General features: G+C 65.3%; 1 protein-coding gene. It reads left to right on the top strand.

The features are described 5' to 3' along the window. Nucleotides 1–225: MspA family porin (locus H7J73_RS07460; RefSeq protein WP_264066691.1), on the top strand; the 225-nt coding region annotated here is incomplete at both ends.

The raw sequence follows: 225 nt of genomic DNA, 5'->3' as shown, positions 1-225 counted from the left end.
GGGCACCCTGGAGCTCGGCTACCAGGTCGGCTTCCCCTGGTCACTGGGTGTGGGCATCAACTTCTCCTACTCCACCCCGAACATCCTGCTCGACGACGCCAACCTGTCGCCGACCGGTTTCAACCCGCTGGGCTCGGTCATCACCCCGAACCTGTTCCCGGGTGTGTCGATCTCCGCTGACCTGGGCAACGGCCCCGGCATCCAGGAAGTCGCGACCTTCTCCGT

It is taken from the genome of Mycolicibacterium komossense, assembly GCF_025822605.1.
Classification (GTDB): Bacteria; Actinomycetota; Actinomycetes; order Mycobacteriales; family Mycobacteriaceae; genus Mycobacterium; species Mycobacterium komossense.
The sequence above is the reverse complement of the archived record's forward strand: the minus strand, read 5'-3'. Positions and strand labels throughout refer to the sequence as shown.